General features: G+C 72.6%; 14 protein-coding genes and 1 tRNA gene. 1 reads left to right on the forward strand and 14 read right to left on the reverse strand.

Annotated features, from left to right (window positions below; translation table 11 throughout):
- Nucleotides 1–69: 69 nt before the first annotated feature.
- The 14 genes from glyA to ACIO5E_RS17180 form a co-directional block, all read right to left on the reverse strand.
- The gene (gene glyA / locus ACIO5E_RS17115; RefSeq protein WP_400668173.1) at nt 70–1359 is read right to left on the reverse strand and encodes a serine hydroxymethyltransferase; all 1290 of its coding nucleotides are present in this window, start codon (nt 1357–1359) and stop codon (nt 70–72) included.
- 211 nt (nt 1360–1570) lie between these two features.
- Nucleotides 1571–2212 carry a protein-tyrosine-phosphatase gene (locus tag ACIO5E_RS17120; RefSeq protein ID WP_280676600.1) on the reverse strand — a complete coding sequence of 214 codons (642 nt, stop codon included), beginning with the start codon at nt 2210–2212 and terminating at the stop codon, nt 1571–1573.
- Nucleotides 2213–2244: 32 nt separating this feature from the next.
- Complete coding sequence (locus ACIO5E_RS17125) at nt 2245–2892, reverse strand: L-threonylcarbamoyladenylate synthase (RefSeq protein ID WP_280676041.1); 648 nt, start codon at nt 2890–2892, stop codon at nt 2245–2247.
- Between the two features lie 93 nt (nt 2893–2985).
- Nucleotides 2986–3852 carry a peptide chain release factor N(5)-glutamine methyltransferase gene (prmC, locus tag ACIO5E_RS17130; RefSeq protein ID WP_280676043.1) on the reverse strand — a complete coding sequence of 289 codons (867 nt, stop codon included), beginning with the start codon at nt 3850–3852 and terminating at the stop codon, nt 2986–2988.
- Between the two features lie 63 nt (nt 3853–3915).
- The gene (gene prfA, locus ACIO5E_RS17135) at nt 3916–4992 is read right to left on the reverse strand and encodes a peptide chain release factor 1 (RefSeq protein ID WP_400668178.1); all 1077 of its coding nucleotides are present in this window, start codon (nt 4990–4992) and stop codon (nt 3916–3918) included.
- Nucleotides 4993–5143: 151 nt separating this feature from the next.
- A complete protein-coding gene (gene rpmE, locus ACIO5E_RS17140; protein WP_030057539.1) occupies nt 5144–5365 on the reverse strand; it encodes a 50S ribosomal protein L31 in 222 nt (73 codons plus the stop codon).
- Between the two features lie 138 nt (nt 5366–5503).
- A complete protein-coding gene (locus ACIO5E_RS17145) occupies nt 5504–6604 on the reverse strand; it encodes an LCP family protein (protein WP_400668182.1) in 1101 nt (366 codons plus the stop codon).
- Between the two features lie 139 nt (nt 6605–6743).
- Nucleotides 6744–8855 (reverse strand): transcription termination factor Rho, encoded by a 2112-nt coding sequence (rho, locus tag ACIO5E_RS17150; RefSeq protein ID WP_400668184.1) that lies wholly within the window; start codon nt 8853–8855, stop codon nt 6744–6746.
- A 592-nt stretch (nt 8856–9447) separates the two neighbouring features.
- Entirely contained in the window at nt 9448–10386 is a 939-nt protein-coding gene (gene thrB, locus ACIO5E_RS17155) for a homoserine kinase (RefSeq protein ID WP_280676055.1), read from the reverse strand.
- A gap of 363 nt (nt 10387–10749) precedes the next feature.
- The gene (thrC, locus tag ACIO5E_RS17160; protein ID WP_400668188.1) at nt 10750–11847 is read right to left on the reverse strand and encodes a threonine synthase; all 1098 of its coding nucleotides are present in this window, start codon (nt 11845–11847) and stop codon (nt 10750–10752) included.
- Nucleotides 11848–11856: 9 nt separating this feature from the next.
- Nucleotides 11857–13149 (reverse strand): homoserine dehydrogenase, encoded by a 1293-nt coding sequence (locus ACIO5E_RS17165; protein ID WP_280676060.1) that lies wholly within the window; start codon nt 13147–13149, stop codon nt 11857–11859.
- A gap of 138 nt (nt 13150–13287) precedes the next feature.
- A complete protein-coding gene (gene lysA, locus ACIO5E_RS17170) occupies nt 13288–14679 on the reverse strand; it encodes a diaminopimelate decarboxylase (protein ID WP_400668192.1) in 1392 nt (463 codons plus the stop codon).
- Between the two features lie 84 nt (nt 14680–14763).
- On the reverse strand, nt 14764–16425 hold the full coding sequence (argS, locus tag ACIO5E_RS17175; protein ID WP_400668194.1) for an arginine--tRNA ligase: 1662 nt from the start codon (nt 16423–16425) through the stop codon (nt 14764–14766).
- A gap of 141 nt (nt 16426–16566) precedes the next feature.
- Entirely contained in the window at nt 16567–16941 is a 375-nt protein-coding gene (locus ACIO5E_RS17180) for a response regulator (RefSeq protein ID WP_400668733.1), read from the reverse strand.
- 188 nt (nt 16942–17129) lie between these two features.
- Here ACIO5E_RS17180 and ACIO5E_RS17185 point away from each other — a divergent pair.
- Nucleotides 17130–17201, forward strand: a tRNA-Arg gene (locus ACIO5E_RS17185).
- The last annotated feature ends 12 nt before the right edge of the window (nt 17202–17213 follow it).

The raw sequence follows: 17213 nt of genomic DNA on the forward strand, positions 1-17213 counted from the left end.
ACGCCCAAGGCGTGCATCGCGGTTCGCTCTCCCGGGTAGGAGATTCGGTTACCCGTGGCCGGGTGTGAGTCACCGCTGGTCGGCGAAGGCCAGGGCCAGCTCCCGGACCCGCTCCCCCACCCGCGCGCCCGTACCCCCGGCGAGCACCTGCGCGATCAGCCCGGCGATCTCGGCCAGTTCCGCCTCGCCCATCCCCTGGCTGGTCACCGTGCCGGTCCCCAGCCGGATCCCGGAGGCCTCGGCCGCCGGCGCCGGGTCGTACGGCAGTGCGCACTTGCCGAGCAGCAGCCCGGCCGCAGCGCAGCGCCGCTCGGCCTCCGCGCCGGTGACGCCCAGCGGGCGCACGTCCGCCGTCACCAGGTGGGTGTCGGTACCGCCGGTCGACGGGCGCATCCCGGCCTCCGCGAGCCCCGCCGCCAGCACCCGTGCCCCCGCCACCGTCCGCTGCGCGTAGGCCCGGTAGCCGGGCGTACGGGCCTCGGCCAGCGCCACCGCCTTGCCCGCCACCTCGTTCATCGCCGCCCCGCCCTGGCTGAACGGGAACACCGCCCGGTCGATCCGCTCGGCCAGCTCCGCGGTGGACAGCAGCAGGCCCCCGCGCGGGCCGCGCAGCAGCTTGTGGGTGGCCGCCACGGTGACGTCCGCGTAGGGCACCGGGGAGGGCGCCACCCCGGCCGCGACCAGACCGGTGGTCTGCGCGATCGAGGCGATCAGATAGGCGTCCACCTCGTCGGCGATCTCCCGGAACGCGGCCCAGTCCGGGTGCCGGGGGTGGGAGATCGAGCCCGCCACGATCGCCTTCGGACGGTGCGTGCGGGCCAGGTCGCGCACCTGGTCCAGGTCGATCAGACCGTCGCCCTCGCGCACCCCGTAGCCGGTGAAGGTGAACCAGCGGCCGGAGAAGTTCGCCCGCGACCCGCAGCTGAGGTGGCCGCCGTGCTCCAGCGACATCGCCAGTACCCCGTCACCGGGCCGCAGCAGCGCCGCGTACACCGCCAGCATCGCCGAAGTCGCCGACCGGGGCTGGACGTTGGCGTGCGGGGCGGAGAACAGCTCGCGGGCCCGGTCGATCGCCAGCAGCTCAGCGGCGTCCGCGAGGGCGCAGCCGGTGTGGTGCCGGCGGCCCGGGTAGCCCTCGGCGTACTTGTCGATCAGCGGGCCGGACAGCGCCGCCAGGACGGCCGGGGAGGTCAGGTTCTCCCCCGCCAGCAGTTGGATCGTCTCGGCCCGCCGCTCGGCCTCGGCCGCCAGCAGGTCGGCCACCTGCGGATCCGCCCGGCGCAGCGCCTCGGAGGCCCACGGGCGACCCCTGGTCGCGGGCGGGCCGGTCGGGACGGTCGGGACGTCGATGACGGTCATGGCGGGCTCCGGGGCGGCGTGGGGGCGCCTCCCGGCGTGGGGGCCGGGAAGGGTCGGTTCCTCCAGCGTAGGACCGGCCGGGGCGGGGGGCTCGCCGACGCGGGGCCATTCGGCGTTCGCCCGCCGGGGCGGACGGGGCGGCGGGGCGGACGGGGCGGCGGGCGACCGGCGGCGCGCTCACGCCGCGGGCGGATCAGCGCGGCGCGAGCGGTCAGCGCAGCGCGGGCACGCCGGTGAGCGCGGTGACCACCGGGTCGACCGCGTGGAATATCTCCTCGCCGCAGTTGCGGAACATGCCGATCGGCGCCCCGTACGGGTCGTCCAGCTCGTCGGACTCCGGGGTGGCGGCGAGCAGCCAGCCGCGCAGCGCGGCGGCCGCCCGGACCAGGGCGCGGGCACGCTCGGTGACGTCGGCGCCGCGGCGCGGGTCGGGCAGGGTGCCCGGGTCGATCGTCCGCACCAGGCGGGTGAACTCCTTCAGCGTGAAGGTGCGCAGGCCCGCCTCGTGGCCCATCGAGATGACCTGGGCGCGGTGGTCCAGGGTCGCGGTGAGCACCAGGTCGGCCTCGACCACGTGCTCGTCCAGCAGCTCACGGCCGGTGAAGCCCCCGCTGTCGGCGCCGTACTCGTTCAGCACGGTCGCCGCGTGGTCCTCCATCGGCGCGCCCACGTGGCCCCAGGTGCCGGCGCTCTCCACCAGGATCCGTCCGGCGACCCGGGGGCTGAGCCGGGTGTCCAGCTCACGCCGGGTGAGCCGCTCGGCTATCGGCGAGCGGCAGATGTTGCCGGTGCAGACGAACAGGATCCGGAAGTGGTCCAGCGGCCTGGGGCCCACGCTCAGGTACGGCGCTATGCCGGGCCCGGCATGGAGCGAGGCGGTGGGCGTCAACTGCCGGCCTCCAGGTCGGGGACGACCTCCCTCAGCTGCTCGACGCTGATCGCGCCAGCCCGCAGCAGGACCGGGACCTTGCCCGTGACGTCGACGATGGACGAGGCGGTCGCGTGCTCCGCCTGCCCGCCGTCCAGGTAGACCGAGATGGCGTCGCCGAGCTGCGCCTGCGCCTCGTCGCAGGTGGACGGGGACGGGCCGCCGGTCCGGTTGGCGCTGGAGACGGCGAGCGGGCCGGTGGCGTTCAGCAGCTCGATGGCGACCGGGTGCAGCGGCATCCGGACGGCGACGGTGCCGCGGGTCTCGCCGAGGTCCCAGCGCAGCGAGGGCTGGTGCTTGGCGACCAGGGTGAGCCCGCCGGGCCAGAACGCGTCGACCAGCTCCCAGGCCTGCTCGGAGAAGTCGGTGACCAGGCCGTGCAGGGTGGTCGGCGAGCCGACCAGGACGGGCGAGGGCATGTTGCGGCCGCGGCCCTTGGCGGCCAGCAGGTCGCCGACGGCCTCCGGGGAGAAGGCGTCCGCGCCGACCCCGTACAGGGTGTCGGTGGGCAGCACGACGAGTTCGCCGCGGCGGATGGCCGAGGCGGCCTCGCGCAGGCCGGTGGCACGGTCCCCGGTGTCGGCACAGTCGTAGCGGCGGCTCATCGGTGCGGTCCCCTTCCGGAATGGCTCATCACAGCGTTCACAGCACGGTCGTCACGGTGCGGCCCGGCGAGCGGCGGTCGTGCGCTCGCCCGTTCACAACGACGCCCTGCGGGCGGTGGTGAAACGCGGCCGGTTGTTGAGGTCACGGTGGTCGGCGGTGTCCGTCCAGCCGCGTTCCTCGTTGAAGATCCACGGGACCTGCCCGCCCTGCTGGTCGGCGTGCTCGATCACCACCGCGCCACCGGGGCGCAGCAGCCGGGCGGCCACCCGCTCGATGCCGCGGATGGTGTCCAGGCCGTCCTCGCCGGAGAACAGCGACATCTGCGGGTCGTGGTCGCGGGCCTCCGGTGCGACGTACTCCCACTCGGTGAGCGGGATGTACGGCGGGTTGGAGATCACCAGGTCGAAGCGGCCGTCCCAGGAGCGGTCGTCGGCGAAGGCCCGGGTGGCGTCGCCGGCGTGCAGGGTGACCCGGGCGCGGTCGGGACTGGCCTCGATGTTGCGCCGGGTGTACTGCAGCGCGCCCTCGTCGAGTTCGAAGGCGTGCACGGTCGAGCGCGGCAGCTCCTGGGCCAGGGCGAGCGCGATGGCGCCGGAGCCGGAGCACAGGTCGACGACCAGCGGCTCGGCCACGTCCATGTCGCGGACGGCGTCTATGGCCCACTCGACGACCGTCTCGGTCTCCGGCCGGGGCACGAACACCCCGGGGCCGACCTCCAGTTCGAGGTAGCGGAAGAACGCCCGCCCGGTGATGTGCTGGAGTGGCTCGCGCGCCTCGCGGCGGGAGACGGCCTCCCAGTAGCGGGCGTCGAAGTCGGCATCCTGCACCGTGTGCAGCTGGCTGCGCTTGACGTTGTGGACGTAGGCGGCGAGTTCCTCCGCGTCGAAGCGCGGCGACGGCACGCCGGCCGCGGCCAACCGCTGGGTGGCCTGGGCCACCTCGGCGAGCAGCAGGTTCATCCGTACGACCTCTTGTTTCTGCACTCCGGCTCGCGCCGTCGCTCGGGCTGGGGCGCGCCGGTCTCAGTTCTGTTGGGCCGAGGCGAGCTTGGCCGCCGCGTCCGCGTCGACGCAGGACTGGATCACCGCGTTCAGTTCGCCGTCCAGGACCTGGTCCAGGTTGTACGACTTGAACCCCGTGCGGTGGTCCGAGATGCGGTTCTCGGGGTAGTTGTACGTCCGGATCCGCTCGGAGCGGTCCACCGTACGGACCTGGCTGCGACGCGCGTCCGAGGCCTCGCGCTCGGCCTCCTCCTGCGCGGCGGCCAGCAGCCGCGACCGCAGGATGCGCATCGCCTGCTCCTTGTTCTGCAGCTGGCTCTTCTCGTTCTGGCAGGACGCCACGATACCGGTCGGCAGGTGGGTGATCCGGACCGCCGAGTCGGTGGTGTTGACCGACTGGCCGCCGGGGCCGGAGGAGCGGTAGACGTCGATCCGCAGGTCGTTGGCGAGGATCTCGACCTCGACCTCCTCCGCCTCGGGGGTGACCAGCACGCCCGCCGCGGAGGTGTGGATGCGGCCCTGGGACTCGGTGGCGGGGACGCGCTGCACGCGGTGCACGCCGCCCTCGTACTTCAGCCGGGCCCAGACGCCCTGGCCGGGCTCGGCGTTGCCCTTGGTCTTCACGGCCACCGAGACGTCCTTGTAGCCGCCGAGGTCGGACTCGTTGGCGTCGATGATCTCGGTCTTCCAGCCGATCCGCTCGGCGAAGCGCAGGTACATCCGGAGCAGGTCGCCGGCGAACAGTGCGGACTCCTCGCCGCCCTCACCCGCCTTGATCTCCAGGATGACGTCCTTCTCGTCGCTCGGGTCGCGCGGCACGAGCAGCAGCCGCAGTTCCTCGGTCAGCCCCTCGCGGCGCTGCTCGCCGTCCTTCACCTCGGCGAGGAACTCCGGCTCCTCGGCGGCGAGTTCACGCGCGGCCTCGATGTCCTCGCCGGCCTGTCGCCACTGCCGGTAGACCCGGGTGATCGGAGTCAGCTCGGCGTACCGCTTGGCCAGCTTGCGGGCGTTGGCCTGGTCGGCGTGGACGGACGGGTCGGCCAGCCTCTTCTCGAGGTCGGCGTGCTCGACGAGGAGCTCTTCGACTGCCTCGAACATGGGTGGGCCTTCTTCCCGTGAGAACCGTTGAGAACCGTTCGGCCGTACGGACCGGCGGTGTGGCGCGCGAACGCCGGGGACGCGAACGGCGCCGGCCCCCAGCGCCCCCGGAACGAGTACGGGGGCACCGGGAACCGGCGCCGAGGGAGCGCTAGGCCTTCGCGCTGTGCTGCTTGCCGAAGCGGGCCTCGAAGCGGGCCACGCGGCCACCGGTGTCGAGGATCTTCTGCTTGCCGGTGTAGAACGGGTGGCACTGCGAGCAGACCTCGGCGCGGATCTCGCCGCTGGTCTCGGTCGAGCGGGTGGTGAACTCGGCACCGCAGGTGCAGGTCACACGGGTGACCACGTACTCGGGGTGAACGTTGGGCTTCAAGGGGTTCTCCTAGTTTTCGGGAGGGCACCGGGTCGGCGGCTGGAGCGCCGCACGTGAACCGGGACCGACGGACCAGTCTGCCAGGACCGGCCGCATCTTCCCAAACCGGGTCGTGTTCCGGGATATTCCGGGCGCCGCTCAGCGCCTGGCGGGGGCCTTCGCCGGGGCCGTCGCAGAGGCCGTGGGGGCGGCCTGGGCGGGGTTCTCCGGCTGCGCCGAGACGACGGACTGCGGGACCGGCTGGTCGGCCTTGAGCGCCGCCCAGACCTGCCCGGCCTGCGGCTGCTGCTCGACCACCCGGTTGGGGTCGCTGGGCGCGGTCACCACCGGCAGGGTCACCATGCCGAGCTGGTCCGGCCCGATCCCCTGGAGCTCCTGGACGAGCCCCACCAGGGAGTTCACCGAGCCCAGCGCGGAGTCGGTGGTGATGCTGCGGGTCATGGTGTCGCCGATCGACCAGAGCTTGACCGGGTTGGAGAACAGCCCGATCCCGCCGGCCTGCTGGAGCAGCGACTTCACCATCTGCTTCTGGAGTTCGATCCGGCCGAGGTCGCTGCCGTCGCCGACGCCGTGCCGGGTGCGGACGAAGGCCAGCGCCTGCTGCCCGTCGAGGTGGTGCTCGCCCGCTGCCAGGTCGAGCCCGCTGTCCTTGTCGTGGATGGCCACCGTGGTGCTCACGGTGGCCCCGCCTATGGAGTCCACGACCCGGGCGAAGCCGGCGAAGTCGATCTGCACGTAGTGGTCCATCCGCAGCCCGGTGAACTGCTCGGTGGTCTTGACCGCGCAGGCCGCGCCGCCGCTCTCGAAGGCGCTGTTGTACATCGCGTGCTTGGCGCCGGGCACCGTCTTGCCGCCCGCGTCGGTGCAGTCGGGCCGGGTGACCAGGGTGTCGCGCGGGATCGAGACGACCTCGGCGTTCGAGTGGTCCTGGTTGACGTGCACCACCATCGCGGTGTCCGAGCGGGCGGTGTCGCCGGTGTCGCCGCCGGCCAGGTCGCCGTTCTCGCCGTTCCGCGAGTCGGAGCCCAGCACCAGGATGTTGAACGAGCCGTTGGTGGCGGCCGGGGGCCGGGCGTCGCCGAGGCGGGCGTTGATGTCGACGCTCTTGATGTTCCCGTTGAGCTTGACGTACGCGTACCCGGCCGCTCCGGCGCCGAGGACGACGAGTGCGGCGAACGCGCAGGCGGCCACGCGCAGGATCTTGCGGCGGCGGGTCAGGACCCTCTTGTGCTCGGCCATACGGTCCAGAGTAAATCGGACAAGATGATCCAAAGGACCCCAGATGTCCCAACTCTGGAACAAAGCCGGAGTGGACGCACGGAACCCCGGACCGCTCGCGCGATCCGGGGTTCCGTGGCCGACAGCCGTCCGGCTACGGTCAGTCGCCGGAGCCGGGGGTGGTCTTGGCGATCTGCATCAGGAACTCGGCGTTGCTCTTGGTCTGCTTCATCTTGTCCAGGAGCAGCTCGATGGCCTGCTGCGAGTCGAGCGCGTGCAGCACCCGGCGCAGCTTCCAGACGATGGCCAACTCCTCGCTGCCGAGCAGGATCTCCTCCTTGCGGGTGCTGGAGGCGTCCACGTCGACGGCCGGGAAGATGCGCTTGTCCGAGAGCTTCCGGTCGAGCTTGAGCTCCATGTTGCCGGTGCCCTTGAACTCCTCGAAGATCACCTCGTCCATGCGCGAGCCAGTCTCGACCAGCGCGGTGGCCAGGATGGTCAGCGAGCCGCCGTTCTCGATGTTGCGCGCGGCACCGAAGAACTTCTTCGGCGGGTACAGCGCGGTCGAGTCGACACCACCGGACAGGATGCGGCCGGAGGCCGGCGCCGCCAGGTTGTAGGCGCGGCCGAGGCGGGTGATCGAGTCCAGCAGGATGACCACGTCGTGGCCCAGCTCCACCAGGCGCTTGGCGCGCTCGATGGCCAGCTCGGCGACGGTGGTGTGGTCCTCGGCCGGGCGGTCGAAGGTCGAGGAGATGACCTCGCCCTTCACCGACCGCTGCATGTCGGTGACCTCCTCCGGACGCTCGTCGACCAGGACGACCATCAGGTGGCACTCGGGGTTGTTGTGGGTGATCGCGTTGGCGACCGCCTGCAGCACCATCGTCTTACCGGTCTTCGGCGGCGCGACGATCAGACCGCGCTGGCCCTTGCCGATCGGCGACACCAGGTCGATGATCCGGGTGGTCAGCACGCCCGGGTCGGTCTCCAGGCGCAGCCGGTCCTGCGGGTAGAGCGGGGTCAGCTTGTTGAACTCGGGGCGGCCACGGCCGCTCTCCGGGTCCATGCCGTTGACGGAGTCCAGCCGCACCATCGCGTTGAACTTCTCGCGGCGCTCGCCCTCGCGGGGCTGGCGCACCGCGCCGGTGATGGCGTCGCCCTTACGCAGGCCGTTCTTGCGGACCTGGGCGAGCGAGACGTACACGTCGTTCTGGCCCGGCAGGTAGCCGGAGGTGCGCACGAACGCGTAGTTGTCGAGGATGTCGAGGATGCCCGCGACCGGGATCAGGACGTCGTCGTCGCCGACCTGCGGCTCGGCGGGGCCGACCTCGAAGCCCTCGCGGCGGCTGCCGCGGCCCCGACGGTCGCGGTAGCGGCCGCGGCGGCCCCGGCGACCGTCGCCGAACTCGTCGTCGTCGTAGCCGCCCTGCTGGGCCTGCGGCTGCTGGGTCTGCTGGCCGCCCTGGCGGCCCTGCTGGCCGTCGCCCTGGCCGCCCTGCTGCTGGCCGCCGCCCTGCTGGGGCTGGCGGTCGGTGCGCTCACGGCGGTTGCGGCGGTCGCGGCGCGACTCGCGCGAGTCGCCGTCCTGACCGGCCTGGGCCTCGCCGCCGTCCTGGCGCTCGGTGCGCTCGGTGCGCTCGCCGCCGTCGCGGCGGTCCCGGCGGTCCCGGCGGTCGCGGCGGGTCTCGGGGCGACCCTCCTCGCGGCCCTCGAAGCCGCGGGTCTCGGCCTGGCGGGTCTCGGCCTGCTTGGGCTCGGCCACGACCACGGCGGCCTCGGCCGCGACCTCGGCGACCGGGGCGCCGGCGGCGGAGGTGGCACGGCGGCGGGTGCGCTCGGCGCGGGCCGGCGCGGCGGTCTCGGCGGCGGCCTGGACCGGGATCTCGATCTGGGCCTGCGACTCGGCGGCGGCCGGAGCCTCGGCGGCGGCCTTGGCGGCGGCGGCCTTGGTGCGGCGGGCGGGCTTCTCGGCCGGGGCCTCGGCGTCCGCCTTGGCGGCGGTGCGCTTGGCGGCAGCCGGGGCACCACCGGCGGCGAGCAGCGGGTCGCCGCCGCTCTTCTCCTTGATGGTCTCGATCAGCTGGCTCTTGCGCATGCGTCCGGTACCGGTGATGCCCAGGTCCGCGGCGAGCTTCTGCAGCTCGGCCAGGACCATGCCGTCCAGGCCCGCGGCGGCGGTACGGCGGCGCCGCGCCGGGGCCGCGGGGGCGGCGGCTGCGTCCGACGCCTCGGCGTCCGGGCGCGCGCCCATCAGATCGGTGGAGTCGCTCACTAAGGGTCCTTCCCTGGAGCGGACGTCGGCCTGTCTGGCTCGGCGACCGGTTGTGCTGTCCTGACCAACGCTCGACTGCGTCGGTCCGAGGCGGTGATCCCTCGAAAGGCGGAAGCCGGTCGAGGGAGAGCTGCGAGGTGCGGTGCATGAAGCACGGTGGTGCTGAGTGGCGCGGCGGGCCGGTCGTGTGCCGACCGGGCGTACCCCCACGCTGCCTGCGAATCCCGGGCCCCCGTCGCGTGACGGTGGCCCGCGCTCAGCCCGTCCTGGCCTCAAGGTGGGAGGCCGCGGGTGGGAGTCAGGTGCCGTCACGGCTTCGGGATGCGGCCGCGTGTCGCGCAGGCAGGCTGCGTACGCGCTGCGGTGGGCTCCCGGAGAATCGTCGCCCCGTACATCGCCGCGACTCCACGGCAGTGGAGTGCTGGGATCGGGACGCGGCGCACCGAGCCCCGGAGGGCACCTGGTGCAGCAATGAGGTTAACACTACCGACCCCCTCAGACATTCCCCAGCCTTGCGCTTGCCAATCGTGTCCGGACGGCCCGGCTCGGCACGGGGCCGAGCCGGGCCCGACGAGCGGCCCGAACGGGCCGCTCAGACGTCCAGCGGGAGCACGGTGGCCCCGATCCGGTCGAGCTCCAGGCGGTGTGCGGCGAACGCCGGGTCGCCGCCGTGGCCGTGGTGCCCGGCGAAGGAGAGCACCTTGTCGGCGCCCGCCTCGTCGGTGAGCGCGAGGACGGTCGGACCGGCCCCCGAGATCACCGCGGGGACGCCCTCCGCGCGCAGCGCGCCCACCAGCGCGGCGCTGTCCGGCATGGCGGAGGAACGGTAGTCCTGGTGCAGGCGGTCCTCGGTGGCGGCGAGCAGCAGCTCGGGCCGCCGGGTCAGCGCCTCGACCAGCAGCGCGGCGCGGCCCGCGTTGACGGCGGCGTCGGTCAGCGGGACGGTCTTCGGCAGCAGGCCGCGGGCGGTCTCGGTGAGCACCTCGTCGGCAGGGACGAAGACCACCGGGACGACCTGGTCGGAGGGCTCCAGGGTGACCGCCTTGGCCGACTCCTCGTCGGTCCAGGCGATGGTGAAGTTGCCGCGCAGGCAGGCCGCGACGTTGTCCGGGTGGCCCTCCAACTCGGAGGCGAGGGCCAGCAACGCGTCGTCGTCCAGTGCGGACGGGCCGCCGATGGTGACGGCGCGGGCGGCCACGATGCCGGCGCAGATGGCGGCCGAGGACGAGCCCAGGCCGCGGCCGTGCGGTATCCGGTTGGCGCAGACCACTTCGAGGCCGCGCGGCTGGCCGCCGAGGCGGTCGAAGGCGGCGCGCATCGAGCGGACCAGCAGGTGGCGTTCGTCGCGGGGCAGCGTGTCGGCACCCTCGCCGGCGATGTCGACGGAGAGGCCGGAGTCGGCGACCCGGACGACCACGTCGTCGTACAGACCCAGCGCGAGTCCGAAGGCGTCGAAGCCTGGGCCGAGATTGGCACTGGTCGCGGGAACCCGGACCCGGACGGCGGCGGCACGGAACGCGGGACCGGCCATGCGGTGGACTCTCCTGGGGAAATCGGGCGGCGCGGAGCGCGTCGTCGGTGCGAAGGGCGGGGAAGGGGCCGCGGGCCCCCTCCGGGGCGGGCGGTCACAGTCGTCGGCGCGGTCTGGAGAAGACCGGGCCCGGGGCATGTGCCACACGGCCGAACCCAGAGTATCGAAGAGAGGTTCCCCAGTGGTACACCCCGTGGTCCTTCGATCTGGTGTGTTGCCGCTTCTGGCCGGAATGCGTACCGGAATCGGATCGGAATGCGCGCCGTAATTGACACAAAAGTGTCAGCGGAGAACGCCGACGGGCCGACCCCTGAAGGGGCGGCCCGTCGGGGCGTCAGGTGCCGTGGGCGGCCCGGCGCGAGGTCAGTCGAGCAGGCCCAGGCGCTGCGCGGCCGCCTCCGGGTCGATCGGGACGATCTGCGGCTGCGGCGCTCCGGCCACCGCCCAGTCCGGGTCCTTGAGGCCGTTGCCGGTCACGGTGCAGACGATCCGCTGGCCCGGGTCGACCAGGCCGGCCTCCGCCTTGGCCAGCAGACCGGCCACCGAGGCAGCCGAGGCGGGCTCCACGAAGACGCCCTCCTGAGCGGCCAACAGCCGGTAGGCGGACAGGATCTGACGGTCGGTCACCTTGTCGATGAGGCCGCCCGACTCGTCCCGCGCGGCGAGCGCGAAGTCCCAGGAGGCCGGGTTGCCGATCCGGATCGCGGTGGCGATGGTCTGCGGCTTGAGCACCGGCGCGCCGTCCACGATCGGGGCCGAGCCGGAGGCCTGGAAGCCCCACATCCGCGGGGTGCGGGCGGCGAGGCCGTCGGTGGCGTACTCGCGGTAGCCCTTCCAGTACGCGGTGATGTTGCCCGCGTTGCCGACCGGCAGGACGTGGATGTCCGGGGCGTCGCCGAGCATGTCGACGATCTCGAAGGCCGCCGTCTTCTGGCCCTCGATGCGCACCGGGTTGACCGAGTTGACCAGCGCCACCGGGTACTTCTCGGACAGTTCACGCGCGAGGGTGAGGCAGTCGTCGAAGTTCCCGTCCACCTGCAGGATCTTGGCGCCGTGCACCAGCGCCTGGCCCATCTTGCCGAGGGCGATCTTGCCCTGCGGGACGAGCACCGCGCAGACCATCCCGGCCCGCACCGCGTACGCGGCGGCGGAGGCCGAGGTGTTGCCGGTGGAGGCGCAGATGACGGCCTGCGCGCCGTCCTCCTTGGCCTTGGAGATGGCCATCGTCATCCCGCGGTCCTTGAAGGATCCGGTCGGGTTGGCGCCCTCGACCTTGAGGTAGACCTCGCAGCCGGTGCGCTCGGAGAGCACCTGGGCCGGGACCAGCGGGGTGCCGCCCTCCAGCAGGGTGACCACCGGCGTGGCCGCGGTGACCGGCAGGCGATCCCGGTACTCCTCGATCAGGCCGCGCCACTGGTGGGTGTGCGCGCCTCGGACGACGTTCTCGGCAACGGCGTTCATGGCTGTTCCTTACTCCCCTTCGACCCGCATGATGCTGGCCACGTCCCGCACGCTGTCCAGCGCGCGGAGCTTGTCGACCGTCGCCGACAGCGCGGCGTCGGTGGCACGGTGAGTGACCACGACGAGCGAGGCGTCGCCCTCGCGGCCCTGCTGGCGCACGGTGTCGATGGAGACGCCGTGCTCGGCGAAGACGGACGCGACCTGGGCGAGCACGCCCGCACGGTCGTCCACGTCCAGGCTGACGTGGTAGCGGGTGACCACCTCGTCCATCGGCTTGGCGGGCAGCTGCGTGTACACCGAGTCACCGGGACCGGTCGCGCCGGCCAGCTTGTTGCGGCAGACCGCGACCAGGTCGCCGAGCACCGCGGAGGCGGTCGGCGAGCCGCCCGCGCCCGGGCCGTAGAACATCAGCCGGCCGGCCGCCTCGGCCTCGACGAACACGGCGTTGTACGCCTCGCGGACGGAGGCCAGCGGGTGCGACAGCGGGATCATCGCCGGGTGGACCCGCGCGGTGACGGACTCGCCGTCCGCCGCCCGCTCGCAGATCGCGAGCAGCTTGACCACGCAGCCCATCTCCTTGGCGGAGGCGATGTCGGCGGCGGTCACCTCGGTGATGCCCTCGCGGTAGACGTCCGCCGCGGTGACCTCGGTGTGGAAGGCGATGCCGGCCAGGATCGCGGCCTTGGCGGCGGCGTCGAAGCCCTCGACGTCGGCCGTCGGGTCGGCCTCGGCGTAGCCCAGCGCGGTGGCCTCCTCCAGTGCCTCCGAGTATCCGGCGCCGGTGGTGTCCATCTTGTCGAGGATGAAGTTGGTGGTGCCGTTGACGATGCCCAGCACCCGGTTGACCTTGTCCCCCGCGAGGGACTCGCGCAGCGGGCGCAGCAGCGGGATCGCGCCCGCCACCGCGGCCTCGTAGTACAGGTCCACCCCGGCGGCGGCGGCCGCGGCGTGCAGTTCGGTGCCGTCCTTGGCGAGCAGCGCCTTGTTGGCGCTGACCACCGAGGCGCCCTGCTCGAACGCCGACAGGATGAGGTGTTTGGACGGCTCGATGCCGCCCACGACCTCGACCACCACGTCGATGTCGCCCCGGTTGACCAGGGCCTCGGCGTCGGTGGTGATCAGGTGCTCGGGCACGCCCGGGCGGACCCGGCCGGCCCGGCGGACCGCGATCCCGGCGAGCTCGACCGGGGCACCGATGCGCGCGGCGAGGTCGTCGGCCGTCGTCGTCATGATGCGCGCCACCTCGGAGCCCACCACACCACAACCCAGCAACGCCACCTTCAGCGGGCGCGTACGCATCATCCGACTCCGCTCTGCATTCATCGTGCTTCGGTAATTCCGGCGGGATTCTCGGGGCCGCCGGGAACTTCGGTCCGTACCAGTCTCGGGGACTTCCCGGACGGATCTACGGTCGTTCCATGATCTGAGACAAGAATTCCGTCATCCGATATCGAGACGCAGGAGATCCTCCTCCGTCTCGCGCCGGACGATCACCCGCGCGGCACCGTCCTTGACGGCGAGCACGGGAGGCTTCAGGGCGTGGTTGTAATTGCTCGCCATCGAGCGGCAGTACGCGCCGGTGGCGGGCACCGCGATCAGGTCGCCGGGGGCCAGGTCGGCCGGCAGGAAGGCGTCCCGGACCACGATGTCGCCGGACTCGCAGTGCTTGCCGACCACGCGGACCAGCATCGGCTCCGCGTCGCTGCGGCGCGACACCAGGGCGACCGAGTAGTCGGCGTCGTACAGCGCGGTCCGGATGTTGTCGGACATCCCGCCGTCCACGCTGACGTAGGTGCGCAGGCCCTCCAGCGACTTGACGGTGCCGACCTCGTACAGCGTGAACGCCGTCGGGCCGACGATCGCCCGGCCCGGCTCCACGCTCAGCCGGGGGGCCTTCAGGTTCGCGGCGGCGCACTCGCGGCGCACGATCTCGGCCAGCGCGGCCGCGATCTCGGCCGGCTCGCGCGGGTCGTCGTCGCTGGTGTACGCGATGCCCAGGCCGCCGCCCAGGTCGATCTCGGGCAGCTCGACGCCGTGCTCGTCGCGGATCTCGGCCAGCAGGCCGACCACCCGGCGGGCGGCCACCTCGAACCCGGCGGTGTCGAAGATCTGCGAGCCGATGTGCGAGTGGATGCCGCGCAGTTCCAGGCCGTCGTGGCCGAGCACCCGGCGCACCGCCTCGGCGGCCGCTCCCCCGGTCAGCGACAGCCCGAACTTCTGGTCCTCGTGCGCGGTGGCGATGAACTCGTGGGTGTGCGCCTCGACGCCGACCGTGATCCGGATCAGCACCTGCTGGCGGACGCCCTGGCGGGCGGTGATCGCGGCCAGGCGCTCGATCTCCTCGTAGGAGTCGACCACGATGTGCCCGACGCCGGTCTTCACCGCGTGTTCCAGCTCGTCCGCCGACTTGTTGTTGCCGTGCAGCGCGATCCGCGCCGGCGGCATCCCGGCGGCCAGCGCCACCGCCAGCTCGCCGGAGCTGCACACGTCGAGGTTCAGGCCCTCCTCGTGCAGCCAGCGCACGATCGCCTTGGAGAGGAACGCCTTGCCGGCGTAGTAGACGTCCGCGTCGGTGCCGAAGGCGTCCCGCCAGGCGCGCGCCCGGCTCCGGAAGTCCTCCTCGTCGAGCACGTAGGCCGGCGTGCCGAACTCGGCCGCCAGCGCCGTGACGTCGATCCCGCCGACGGTGGCCACGCCCTCGGCGTTGCGGGCGACGGTGCGTGACCAGACCTTGGGGTCGAGCGCGTTCAGGTCGGCCGGCGGGGCCTGGTAGTGGCCCTCGGGCAACACGTCGCCGTGACGGGGGCCTGCGGGGTGTGCAGAGCGACTCATGTCCCTCGTTCCTTGACCTATGGCGAGGGGCGGCGACGGTCCTCGTTGACCGTCAGCCGCCCCCGCTGTGCGCTTGGGGGGTGCCTACATCCGCTCGGGCGCCGTGACGCCCAGGAGCGTCAGGCCGTTGGCGACGACCGTGCGCGTCGCGTCGGCCAGCCACAGCCGGGCGCGCGTGAGGTCCGTGACCTCCTCGTCACCGCGCGGCAGGATGCGGCAGTTGTCGTAGAAGCGGTGGTACTTGGCCGCCAGCTCCTCCAGGTACGTGGCGACCCGGTGCGGCTCGCGCAGCTCGCCGGCCGAGGCCAGCACGCGCGGGAACTCACCGAGGTGGCCGAGCAGGTCGGACTCCCACTCGGTGGCCAGCAGCTCCGGTTTGAAGTCCTCGGCCGCACCGCGCGAGATGCCGTGCTCGTCGGCGTTGCGCTGGACGGCGCACATCCGGGAGTGGGCGTACTGGACGTAGTAGACCCGGTTCTCGTTGGTCTGGCTGGTCAGGATGTTGATGTCGAGCGTGATGGTGGAGTCCGTGGAGGACCGCGCCAGGGTGTAGCGGGCGGCGTCCACGCCGATCCACTCGACCACGTCGTCGATCGTGATGATGTTGCCGGCCCGCTTGGACATGCGGACCTCCTCGCCGTCGCGAAGCATCTTCACGAACTGGCCGATCTTCACCTCGATGTTGTGGTTCATGTCGTCGCCCGCGCAGGCCGCGATGGCCTTCAGGCGGTTGACGTACCCGTGGTGGTCGGCGCCCAGCATGTAGAGCGCGACCTCGGTACCGCGGTCGCGCTTGGACAGGTAGTAGGCGGCGTCGGCGGCGAAGTAGGTGGTGTCGCCGTCGGCCTTGATCAGGACGCGGTCCTTGTCGTCGCCGAAGTCGGTGGTGCGCAGGAAGACCGCGCCGTCCTGCTCGAAGACGTGGCCCTGCTCGCGCAGCCGGCTGGTGGCCTGCTCGACGGCGCCGGAGTCGTGCAGCGACTTCTCGGAGAACCACACGTCGAAGTGGGTGCCGAACTCGTCCATGGAGCGCTTGATCTCGCCCACCATGAGCTTCAGGCCCTCGGTGCGGAAGACCTGCAGCTGCTCGGCCTCGGGCAGGTCGAGCACGCCCGGGACGGCGTCGGTGATCGCCTTGGCGATATCGGCGATGTACTCGCCGACGTAGCCGCCCTCGGGCGCCTCGTGGCCGTTCGCGACGGCCTGCAGCGAGGCGGCGAACTTGGTGATCTGCACGCCGGCGTCGTTCAGGTAGTACTCGGTGGTGACGTCGGCGCCGCAGGCCCGCAGCACGCGCGCCAGCGAGTCGCCGACGGCGGCCCAGCGGACGCCGCCGATGTGGATCGGGCCGGTCGGGTTGGCGGAGACGAACTCCAGGTTGATCTTCAGGCCCGCGAGGTCCCGGTTGCGGCCGTAGGCCTCGCCCGCCTCGACGATGGTGCGCGCCAGCGCACCGGCGGTGGCGGTGTCCAGGGTGATGTTCAGGAAGCCCGGCCCGGCGATGTCGACCTTGGCGACGCCGGTGATCCCTCGCAGGCGGTCGGCGAGCAGTTCGGCCACGGCTCGCGGCGGCCGGCCGGCCGCCTTGGCGAGCTGGAGGGCCACGTTGGTCGCGTAGTCGCCGTGGTCCCTGTTCTTGGGCCGCTCGACCGTCACGTGCTCGGGCACGGCGACGGTCAGCTCGCCCGCCTCGACGGCGGCGCTCACTGCGGCCTGGACTGCCTGGGAAAGCTCTGCGGGTGTCACGACGCCAAGGGTAGGCGAGACGGGGTACCCGCCCGCCACCCGGTTTGCCGGTTGAGACACCGCCACGCCGTCCCGACCGGGGTGTCGGCCCCGATCCGTGCGCCCTGTTCGCTCAGGGCGAAACCCTCGGGGCGGGACCCGTCAGACCCGCCCGGCGGCCATCAGCCGCCGCACCAGCGCCACCAGATCGGCCGGATCGAAGGGCTTGCCGAGGTAGCCGTCCACGCCGACCGCCTCCCCCAGGTCCAGATCGGCCGGGCTGCAGGCGCTCACGATCGCGATCGGCAGCCGGCTGGTCCCCGGGGTCGCGCGCAGCCGGGCCGCCGTCCGCAAGCCGTCCAGACGCGGCATCACCACGTCCAGCGTGACCACGTCCGGCTTCACCCGGCGGACCACCTCCAGGCACTCGGCGCCGTCGGCGGCGGTCACCACCTCGAAGCCCTCAAGCTCCAGGTTGACCCTGATCAGCTGGCGGATCACCTCGCTGTCGTCCACCACGAGGACCCGCCCGGACACTCCCGACACCTCACCGAGGGTATCGGCGCCCCCGCCGCCCCGTCCGGCCTTTGGGCACTTCCACCGGCCCCTCGCCGCCCGGCGCCCGTCCGGCTCCGGCGCCGTCGCGCAAACCCGTGCACGGACCACGCCCGGAGCCTGGTAGTGTTCTTCACGTCGGAGGCCGAAGCGCCGATGACACCAGCCAGGCCCCCGTAGCTCAGGGGATAGAGCACCGCCCTCCGGAGGCGGGTGCGTAGGTTCGAATCCTACCGGGGGCACTTCGCAGGAAG

Source organism: Kitasatospora sp. NPDC087314 (genome assembly GCF_044744365.1).
Lineage (GTDB): Bacteria > Actinomycetota > Actinomycetes > Streptomycetales > Streptomycetaceae > Kitasatospora.

Bases quoted from the DNA above. Each gene is read 5' to 3' on its own strand.
- ACIO5E_RS17145 (WP_400668182.1), bottom strand. From the start codon at position 6,604: ATGGCCGAGCACAAGAGGGTCCTGACCCGCCGCCGCAAGATCCTGCGC.
- glyA (WP_400668173.1), bottom strand. From the start codon at position 1,359: ATGACCGTCATCGACGTCCCGACCGTCCCGACCGGCCCGCCCGCGACC.
- thrB (WP_280676055.1), bottom strand. From the start codon at position 10,386: ATGGCCGGTCCCGCGTTCCGTGCCGCCGCCGTCCGGGTCCGGGTTCCC.
- ACIO5E_RS17125 (WP_280676041.1), bottom strand. From the start codon at position 2,892: ATGAGCCGCCGCTACGACTGTGCCGACACCGGGGACCGTGCCACCGGC.
- lysA (WP_400668192.1), bottom strand. From the start codon at position 14,679: ATGAGTCGCTCTGCACACCCCGCAGGCCCCCGTCACGGCGACGTGTTG.
- prfA (WP_400668178.1), bottom strand. From the start codon at position 4,992: ATGTTCGAGGCAGTCGAAGAGCTCCTCGTCGAGCACGCCGACCTCGAG.
- ACIO5E_RS17165 (WP_280676060.1), bottom strand. From the start codon at position 13,149: ATGATGCGTACGCGCCCGCTGAAGGTGGCGTTGCTGGGTTGTGGTGTG.
- thrC (WP_400668188.1), bottom strand. From the start codon at position 11,847: ATGAACGCCGTTGCCGAGAACGTCGTCCGAGGCGCGCACACCCACCAG.
- prmC (WP_280676043.1), bottom strand. From the start codon at position 3,852: ATGAACCTGCTGCTCGCCGAGGTGGCCCAGGCCACCCAGCGGTTGGCC.